The 9991-nt window shown below is 68.5% G+C and carries 3 protein-coding genes, 1 tRNA gene and 1 rRNA gene; 4 read left to right on the top strand and 1 reads right to left on the bottom strand.

Going from position 1 to position 9991, the window contains the following annotated elements; translation table 11 throughout:
* From rrf to ACFY16_RS16045, 3 genes are all read left to right on the top strand, one after another.
* Nucleotides 1-93, top strand: a 5S ribosomal RNA gene (gene rrf, locus ACFY16_RS16055); the annotation flags it as partial.
* Between the two features lie 114 nt (nucleotides 94-207).
* Nucleotides 208-870, top strand: a complete 663-nt coding sequence (locus ACFY16_RS16050; protein ID WP_390647740.1) for a DegT/DnrJ/EryC1/StrS family aminotransferase — start codon at nucleotides 208-210, stop codon at nucleotides 868-870.
* Nucleotides 871-945: 75 nt separating this feature from the next.
* A tRNA-Thr gene (locus ACFY16_RS16045) sits at nucleotides 946-1018 on the top strand.
* A 56-nt stretch (nucleotides 1019-1074) separates the two neighbouring features.
* Here the strand turns inward: ACFY16_RS16045 and ACFY16_RS16040 are convergent.
* Nucleotides 1075-3831, bottom strand: a complete 2757-nt coding sequence (locus tag ACFY16_RS16040) for a SpoIIE family protein phosphatase (protein WP_390647722.1) — start codon at nucleotides 3829-3831, stop codon at nucleotides 1075-1077.
* A gap of 377 nt (nucleotides 3832-4208) precedes the next feature.
* Here ACFY16_RS16040 and ACFY16_RS16035 point away from each other — a divergent pair, with 377 nt between their 5' ends.
* Nucleotides 4209-9680: a HAMP domain-containing protein gene (locus ACFY16_RS16035; protein WP_390647721.1), complete on the top strand. Its 5472-nt coding sequence runs from the start codon at nucleotides 4209-4211 to the stop codon at nucleotides 9678-9680.
* Nucleotides 9681-9991: the final 311 nt, after the last annotated feature.

Here is a 9991-nt window from a genome sequence, read left to right as displayed (position 1 = left end):
ACGCCCGGTTACATTCCGAACCCGGAAGCTAAGCCTTACAGCGCCGATGGTACTGCAGGGGGGACCCTGTGGGAGAGTAGGACGCCGCCGAACAATTATTCAAAGGGTTGGACCCTGAACTTCGGTTCAGGGTCCAACCCTTTTTTGTTGTGCGTCATTTGAAGTTCATATTCCGCTACGAGCATCCACAGCATGGGAACTGCTGCAATGCTCAGGTCCGCCGGTGTCGGGGTCGGTGACGAGGTCATCGTGCCGGCCTTCGGGAACGTCGAAGTTGCCGAAGCGGTGACCCTGGCCGGTGCGCTTCCGGTGTTCGCCGACATAGATGCGGTGACCTACTGCCTCGACCCGTCCGCTGTCGAGGCCTCCATAACTCCGCGGACGGCAGCCGTCGTTGCCGTACACCGCTTCGGCAGGCCGGCCGACATCACGCGGCTGCACGGCGTCGGACAGCGGCACGAGCTGCTCGTGTTGGAACAGGGCGAGTCCGAGGCGCCGTACGACGAGATCGCTCAGCGTCGGGAGCGGGCTGCCTATCTCGACGGGAAGCTGCGGGGGGTGCGGACACCCGACGGTGGTGACGGGCATACGTATCAGCAGTATGTGGTGCGCGTGCCGGGGAACGGTCGGCCCGACCGGGATGCCTTCGCACGCGCCCTGCGGAGCAGGGGAGTTGACTGCCGGGTGCCGGTGAAGACGCCGGTGCACCGGCTGCCCGAGTTCCGGCGGTGCGTGTCACTGCCGGAGACGGAACTGGCCGCCGACGAGACGCTGGCTCTGCCCGTGGAAGCGGCGTTGACGAAGCGGGACCTGCAGCGGATCGTGTCCGCGTGCAATGCCCTCGGGGGGTTGCTCCAGCCCGCCATCTGAGCGAGTTGGGAGCACGGGTCTGTTCGGGGTATGATCTATTCCGTTGCCGCGAGGGAAACCCCGAAAAGGCGACAAGCCCCTATAGCTCAGTCGGCAGAGCGTCTCCATGGTAAGGAGAAGGTCAACGGTTCGATTCCGTTTGGGGGCTCAACCAGAAAGGCCCCGCCCATTGGGCGGGGCCTTTTCCATGCCCTGGTCCCTTTCCTAGTCCGTGTGGAGGCCCGGGACCCGCATCGCCAGGATCGCCATGTCGTCCGACGGGGCGTCCGACGCGAAGCGTTCCACCGCGCGCATGATGCGGGCCGCGACCGCGCCGGCCGTCAGGCCCGTACAGGTCGTGAGCACGTCGGTGAGGCCGTCGTCGCCCAGCATGCGGGTTCCCTCGCGGCGTTCGGTGACGCCGTCCGTGACGCACAGGAGGACGTCGCCCGGATCGAGGGTGACGGTCTGCTCGTAGAGCTCCAGGTCCTCCATGACGCCGAGGAGCGGCTGGGGTTCGGCGGCCGGCTCGACCGTGCCGTCCTGACGCAGGCGGAGCGGAAGGGGGTGGCCGGCGCAGACCACCTTCAGCTCCGCGCTGCCGTCCTCCTGGGGGCGCATCTCGCCGTAGAGGAGGGTCAGGAAGCGGCTGCGGGCGCCTTCGTCGAGGATGGCCGAGTTCAGGCGCTCCAGCACTGCCGGGCCGCTGAGGCCCTCGCGGGCCAGCAGGCGCAGGGCGTGGCGGGCCAGGCCCGTGACCGCCGCCGCGTTCGGGCCCGTACCGCAGACGTCGCCGATGGCGAAACCGTATGCGCCGTCGCTGATCGGGAACAGGTCGTAGAAGTCGCCGCCGACCTCGTTGCCCTCGCCCGCCGCGCGGTAGATGACCTCGACCTCGACGCCCTCGATGGTCGGGAGTTCGGGCGGCAGAAGGCTGCGCTGGAGGGACTGGCTGATGGCCGTGCGCTCGGAGTAGAGGCGCGCATTGTCCAGGGCCAGCGCAGCACGGCGGCTCAAGTCCTCGGCCAGTTCCAGAATTTCCTGGCGGAAGTGTTCGTCCGTCGGCTTGCCCAGCGTCAGCATGCCGATGACACGGTTGCGGGCGACCAGGGGGAGGACCACTGTCTCGCCGCCGACCGCGGAGGCCGTGGCCAGGGTCGGGCCGATGCCGGACGCGACCTGGTGGGTCGGGCCGCCGCTCAGGCCCAGGCTGCGCATCGAACTGCGCAGCGCCGCCTGATGGGCCATTTCGCCGGGGGCCGTCCAGACGCGGGCGCCCGGGGTGGGTACCGGGTCCGGCGACGGGATCTTGGAAAGGAGTGACTTGATTCCGTCGATCAGCTCCTCGTCCTCGTGCAGGACGTAGGACAGATACGGGTCCGAGGCCTGGTCGGCGATCGTGTAGACGGCACACCAGGTGGCCAGCGTCGGGACCGTCATCTGGGCCATCAGGGCCAGGGTCTGGTCCCGGTCCAGGGTGCCGGCCAGGAGGTCGGAGGCCTCCACGAGGAAGCTCAAGGAACCTCGGCGCAGGCGTTCCAGTTCGCCCAGGCGGGCCGATTCCACTGCCAGTGCGATGCGGTCCGCGGCGAACTGGAGGCGCAACGCCTCCTCGTTGGAGTATCTGCCGGGGGCCTCCGCGGCGACGCCGAGCGAGCCCGTGAGGCGGCCCTCGACCTTCAGCGGGACTGTCACGACCGAGCGCATGCCGGTCGCGTTCAGAAGGGGTACGGCGCCGGGGACGGCGGCGAGGTCCTCGTGGACGGCGGGCATACGGGCCGAGCCGTAGCGGCCGGGACCCGCCTCGACGGGGACACGGGCGAAGCGCTGGCGGGCAGAGGGCAGGCCCGTGGAGGCGCGGACCTCCAACTCCGTTTCGTCGTCGGTGGCGAGGAGCAGGAAGGCGGAGTCGCCGTCGAGCATGTCGCGTGCGCGTTCGACCGTGCGCTGGAGGAGGCCGTCGAGGTCGTCCGGGGCCGGGGAGCCGATGAACACTTCGAAGGGGTCGGCGCTCTGGGCGTCGGAGGAGGTGCCCGTGTCGGAGGCGGGGACGCGCAACGGTGTCTGGAGGACCGCACGTTCGTGGTCGCGGACGAGGAGACAGACCGTGGAGGGCTCGCCGCCGGTGTCACGGACGCGGAGGTGGGAGGCGTAGACCGGGGTCACACGGCCGTTGGCGCCGCGGACACCGTAACTGCCCTCCCAGCGCGAGAGTTGGAGTGCCTCCGCGATGCCCGTGCTCGTGCCGGGGGTGTGCGGCCAGGCGGCGAGGTCGGTGAGGGGCTTGCCCGTGACCTGGTCGGCGGCGTAGCCGAAGAGCTCCTCGGCGTCCTCGTTCCACGCGGAGATGGCGCCGGTGCGGTCGATCTGGACGACCGCGACGCGGACGCGGCCGTCGGCGAGCGGGAGGAGGTCGGCGGGCAGGGAAGGCCCGGCGGCGCGCGTTCCCACCGGGCGCTCGGGGAGTACGAGTTGGAACCAGACGTTCTTGTGCGTGGGCGTGTACTCGACGCCCCAGCGGCCGGCCAGGGCCGCGCACAGTTGGAGGCCGCGGCCACCCTCCCGGTCAGGGCTGCCCATGTTGACGGCGCTGCCCTGAAGGGGGATCTCCCGCTCGGGGTAGCGGTCGGAGACCTCGATGCGTACGCCGTCGTCGCTCCGTAGACACAGGACGTCCGCGGATGTGCCCGCGTGGACCACGGCGTTCGTCACCAGTTCGCTGGTGAGGACCACTGCGTCGTCGACGATGTCGGCGAAGCCCCAGCCCTGGAGGGTGTCACGGACGAAGGAGCGGGCGGTTGCTACGGATCGCCCGACGGGCTCGAAGCTGGCGTCCGCGCGCGCGGTGATCACAGAACTCCTCGACCGGTCGTCGACGTGCAGGGTTCCCGGGCCGACCGGCTCGCGCTGGGCCTGCAACGGCAGGCCGTCCGTCGGCCGGGGGTCCGGGGGCTGTCCCCCAGGGATCAGTCCGGTGGTCATGTATGCGGCCGCCCCTCCGATGCCCGCTCGTACTCGTGCCACCGCCCAGGCCGGACGCACCGGCACGGCTGGACAGCCGCATGCAAGGTTACTTACCTTCCTCGCCGCTGCGGATGCCGGTCGGCAGTGTTTCCGCCCGAAGGGTGTGCGGACGATGTGCGAAGCTGCCGAACTGTTATGGCCTGGTTCGGCGAGGGTGAAACACTGGGCAAGCTTCTGGTGAATGTACGGGCAGGCTGAGTGTGTTCCACGCACGGTGGGCAGCAGCCAGTGGTGTGGCCTGATGACATCGGGCAGAAATAGACAGCATTAACCGGTACACCGAACAGGAGTACCGGGGCACAGCAGTAACGGTCGACCCCTGCGGGAGGGACACAGTGGAGTCTGGCGCAGCGACGCGGGCCACGAAGACGCGCGCGAAAGGCGGACAGTCCCTGAACAACCAGGGCAAAGGGCGCAATGGCACCACCGTGGTGGACACGGCTGCCCTGAACCGGCTGCTGGCCGCTCTCGTGTCCATGCGGGACGGGAATTTCCGCAAGCGGCTCACGGTGTCCGGGGACGGCGTGATGTCGGAGATCGCGGCGGTCTTCAACGAGGTCGCCGACCGCAATCTGCATCTGACCGGCGAGCTGTCGCGCGTGCGGCGCATGGTGGGGCGTGAGGGCAAGCTCACGGAGCGCCTGGAGACGGGCGCCTGTGAGGGCTCCTGGGCGACGGCGATCGACAACTCCAACGCGCTCGTGGACGATCTCGTACGGCCCGTCTCCGAGGTCAGCCGGGTGTTGTCCGCGGTGGCGGAAGGTGATCTGTCGCCGCGCATGGACCTGAGGACGCAGGGGCCGGACGGGCCCGGCCATCCGCTGCGCGGGGAGTTTCTGAAGGTCGGACGGACGGTCAACAACCTGGTCGACCAGCTGTCGACGTTCACCGACGAGGTCACGCGGGTGGCCAGCGAGGTGGGCACGGAGGGCAAGCTGGGCGGCCAGGCCCAGGTGCGCGGAATGTCCGGTTCCTGGAAGGACCTGACGGACTCCGTCAACACGATGGCGTACCGGCTGACGGCCCAGGTGCGGGACATCGCCCTGGTGACGACGGCGGTCGCCAAGGGCGATCTGTCCCGGAAGGTCACGGTTCACGTGGCCGGCGAGATGCTGGAGCTGAAGAACACCGTCAACACGATGGTGGACCAGCTCTCCGCCTTCTCCTCCGAGGTGACCCGGGTCGCCCGCGAGGTGGGCACCGAGGGCATCCTCGGCGGCCAGGCGCGGGTGTCCGGCGTCGACGGTGTGTGGAAGGAACTCACCGATTCGGTGAACACCATGGCCGGAAACCTCACGGCCCAGGTGCGCGGGATCGCGGAGGTGACCACGGCGGTCGCCAGCGGTGACCTGTCGCGGAAGGTGACCGTGCAGGCGCGCGGCGAGGTTGCCAAGCTCGCCGACACGATCAACCAGATGACCGAGACGCTGCGGATCTTCGCGGACGAGGTCACACGCGTGGCCAACGAGGTCGGTGCCGAGGGCCGGCTCGGCGGGCAGGCGAACGTGCCGGGTGCCGCGGGCACCTGGAAGGACCTGACGGATTCCGTCAACACCGTCTTCCGGAACCTGACCACGCAGGTCCGTGACATCGCCGCCGTGACGACGGCCGTGGCCAGCGGTGACCTGTCCCGCAAGGTCACGGTGGACGTGGCCGGCGAGATGCTGGAACTGAAGAACACCGTCAACGGCATGGTGGACCAGCTGTCCGCCTTCGGCGCCGAGGTCACGCGCGTCGCCCGGGAGATCGGCAACGAGGGCGAACTGGGCGGTCAGGCCCAGGTGCCCGGAGCCGCGGGCGACTGGAAGGACCTCACCGACTCCGTCAACACGGCGTTCCGCAATCTCACCGGACAGGTGAGGAACATCGCCCAGGTCACGACGGCGGTCGCCAATGGTGACCTGTCCCAGAAGGTCACGGTGGACGTGGCCGGCGAGATGCTCCAGCTGAAGAACACCGTGAACACGATGGTGGATCAGCTGTCGTCGTTCGCCGACCAGGTCATTCAGATGGGCCGGGAGGTGGGTACGGAGGGCCGCCTCGGCGGGCAGGCACAGGTACCCGGAGTGTCCGGCACCTGGAAGGAGCTCACCGACTCGGTCAACTCCATCACCGGCAACCTGACGGCCCAGGTGCGGCAGATCGCCCAGGTCACGACCGCTGTGGCGCGCGGTGACCTGTCCCAGAAGATCACCGTGGACGCGCGCGGCGAGATCCTCGAGCTGAAGATCACCATCAACACGATGGTCGACCAGTTGTCCGCCTTCGCCGACCAGGTCACCAAGGTGGCCCGCGAGGTGGGTACGGACGGCCGGCTCGGCGGGCAGGCACAGGTGCCCGGTGTCGCCGGTGTGTGGCGCGACCTGACCGACTCGGTGAACGGCATGGCCGGCAACCTCACCGCCCAGGTGCGCAACATCGCACAGGTCGCCACGGCTGTGGCGCGCGGTGACCTGTCCCAGAAGATCACCGTGGACGCGCGCGGCGAGATCCTCGAGCTGAAGAACACTCTGAACACGATGGTGGACCAGCTGTCGTCGTTCGCCCAGGAGGTCACGCGCGTGGCCCGTGAGGTGGGCACCGAGGGCATGCTGGGCGGTCAGGCGGAGGTGCAGGGCGTCGCGGGCACCTGGAAGGACCTCACCCAGTCCGTGAACTTCATGGCGAACAACCTGACCATCCAGGTCCGCAACATCGCCGAGGTCACGACCGCCGTCGCCAAGGGCGACCTGTCGAAGAAGATCACCGTCGACGCCAAGGGCGAGATCCTGGAGCTCGTCACCACCGTCAACACGATGGTCGACCAGCTGTCGTCCTTCGCGGAGCAGGTGACCCGGGTGGCCCGTGAGGTGGGCACCGAGGGCATCCTGGGCGGTCAGGCGCACGTGCAGGGCGCCACGGGCATCTGGAAGGACCTCAGCGACAACGTCAACCTGATGGCCAAGAACCTGACCGTGCAGGTGCGCAACATCTCCCAGGTCGCGGCGGCCGTCGCCAACGGCGACCTGACGCGGACGGTGACGATCGAGGCGCGCGGTGAGGTCGCGCAGCTCGCCGACACCTTCAACACGATGGTGAAGACGCTGAGCTCGTTCGCCGACCAGGTCACCAAGGTGGCCCGCGAGGTGGGCACGGACGGCATCCTGGGTGGTCAGGCGCACGTACCGGGCGTGGCCGGCACGTGGAAGGACCTCACCGAATCGGTGAACCAGATGGCGTCCAACCTGACCGGCCAGGTGCGCAACATCGCGATGGTCACCACCGCCATCGCCAAGGGTGACCTGACCAAGAAGATCGACATCGACGCGCGCGGCGAGATCCTCGAGCTGAAGACCACCATCAACACGATGGTCGACCAGCTGTCCTCCTTCGCCGAGGAGGTCACGCGCGTGGCCCGCGAGGTGGGTACGGAGGGCCAGCTGGGTGGCCAGGCACGCGTGCGTGACGTCGACGGCACCTGGCGCGACCTCACCGAGTCGGTGAACGAGATGGCCGGGAACCTGACCCGGCAGGTGCGTGCCATCGCGCGCGTGGCGACCGCGGTGACCCGCGGCGACCTCAACCTGAAGATCGACGTGGACGCCTCCGGCGAGATCGAGGAGCTCCAGGACTCGGTCAACAAGATGATCGCCAACCTGCGCGACACCACGATCGCCAACAAGGAGCAGGACTGGCTCAAGGGCAACCTCGCCCGTATCTCCGCGCTGATGCAGGGCCGCCGCGACCTCGAGGACGTCGCCTCGCTGATCATGAGCGAGCTGACCCCGGTGGTCTCCGCGCAGCACGGCGCGTTCTTCGTCGCCATGCCGCTGGTCGACGGCAGGGACGGGAGCGACGGCATGGACGACCGGTACGAGCTGCGCATGCTGGGCTCGTACGGCTACTCGATGGGCTCCATGCCCACGTCGTTCGGACCGGGTGAGGCCCTCGTCGGCACGGCGGCGGAGGAGAAGCGCACGATCCTCGTGGAGAACGCCCCGAGCGGCTATCTGAAGATCTCCTCCGGGCTCGGCGAGGCGCCGCCCGCGCAGGTGATCGTGCTGCCGGTGCTCTTCGAGGGCACGGTGCTCGGCATCATCGAGCTGGCATCGTTCACGCCGTTCACCCAGATCCAGAAGGACTTCCTCAACCAGATCGCGGAGATGATCGCGACCAGCGTCAACACCATCTCCGTCAACACCAAGACGGAGCAGCTGCTGAAGCAGTCGCAGGAGCTGACCGAGCAACTGCGCGAGCGGTCGGCCGAGTTGGAGCAGCGGCAGAAGGCCCTCCAGGCGTCCAACGCCGAACTGGAGGAGAAGGCCGAGCTGCTGGCCCGGCAGAACCGCGACATCGAGGTGAAGAACACCGAGATCGAGGAGGCGCGGCAGGTCCTGGAGGAGCGCGCCGAGCAGCTCGCCGTGTCCATGCGCTACAAGAGCGAGTTCCTCGCCAACATGTCGCACGAGCTGCGTACGCCGCTGAACTCGCTGCTGATCCTGGCCAAGCTGCTCGCCGACAACGCCGAGGGCAACCTCTCCCCGAAGCAGGTCGAGTTCGCCGAGACGATCCACGGGGCCGGTTCCGACCTGCTTCAGCTGATCAACGACATCCTCGACCTGTCGAAGGTCGAGGCGGGCAAGATGGACGTCTCCCCGACGCGCATCGCGCTCGTCCAGCTCGTCGACTACGTGGAGGCCACTTTCCGGCCGCTGACCGCGGAGAAGGGCCTCGACCTGTCCGTACGGGTGTCGCCGGAGCTGCCTGCCACGCTGCACACCGACGAGCAGCGGCTGCTTCAGGTGCTGCGCAACCTGCTCTCCAACGCGGTGAAGTTCACCGACTCCGGGTCGGTCGAGCTGGTGATCAGGCCCGCGCGAGCGGACGTGCCGGTGGCGATCCGGGAGCAGTTGCTGGAGGCCGGTTCGCTCACCGATGCTGACGCGCCGCTGATCGCGTTCTCCGTGACCGACACGGGCATCGGGATCGCGGCCGGCAAGATGCGGGTGATCTTCGAGGCGTTCAAGCAGGCGGACGGCACGACGAGCCGCAAGTACGGCGGCACGGGCCTGGGCCTGTCCATCTCACGGGAGATCGCCCAGCTGCTCGGCGGCGAGATTCACGCCCAGAGCGAGCCCGGACGCGGCTCGACCTTCACGCTGTACCTGCCGTTGCACCCGAGCGAGCTGCCCCCGCACGGCTACCAGCAGCCGGTGCCCGCGCTGGAGGCGGGCGAACTGGTGGCGTCCGAGGCGGACCTGTCCGGGCTTTCCGAGGCGGAGATCGAGACGCCGGCCGAGGTGAAGTCGTACCGCGAGACGCAGAACGGCCCGGCCGCGCTCTTCCGGCGCCGCCGCAGGGGCGCGCCCGCGGTCGAGCAGCGCAACGGACAGCTGGAGCAGTGGCAGGTCGAGCAGGCGGCGGAACCGCGACCCGATCAAGACTTCCGGTTCGGCGGCGAGAAGGTGCTCATCGTCGACGACGACATCCGCAACGTGTTCGCGCTCACCAGCGTCCTGGAACAGCACGGCCTGTCCGTGCTGTACGCCGAGAACGGGCGCGAGGGCATCGAGGTCCTGGAGCAGCACGACGACGTGGCGGTCGTCCTGATGGACATCATGATGCCCGAGATGGACGGATACGCGACGACCACGGCGATCCGCAGGATGCCGCAGTTCTCAGGGCTGCCGATCATCGCGCTGACCGCGAAGGCGATGAAGGGCGACCGGGAGAAGGCGATCGAGTCGGGCGCCTCCGACTACGTCACGAAGCCGGTCGATCCCGATCACCTGCTGGCGGTGATGGAGCAGTGGATGCGGGAGGAGTGACGGTAAGGGGCGGAGCTCGTACAGGCTTGGTGCGGATGCGGCGGGAACCTTCGGAGTGCACACGGCGTCGCTGACTCAGGGTGGTCGAAGCCGTGTAGAAGTACGGGATTCGGGGAACCTTCTGGTCTCCCGCTACGTTTCTGCTACGTGCACAGTGACATCGCGGTGACAGGGTGTGGCGACGGGCGGGGTGCGGCTACCATGACCGGCACGAGGACGGGCGGCGCAAGGGAGTCGTCCCCTGGGGTGGCACCGGGCGGTGCTTCCCCAAGTCCTGAGGACAGGGGAGGCCCCATGCCGGGGCGAGGAGG

It is taken from the genome of Streptomyces sp. NPDC001315 (assembly GCF_042896175.1).
Taxonomy (GTDB): domain Bacteria; phylum Actinomycetota; class Actinomycetes; order Streptomycetales; family Streptomycetaceae; genus Streptomyces.
The sequence above is the reverse complement of the archived record's forward strand: the minus strand, read 5'-3'. Positions and strand labels throughout refer to the sequence as shown.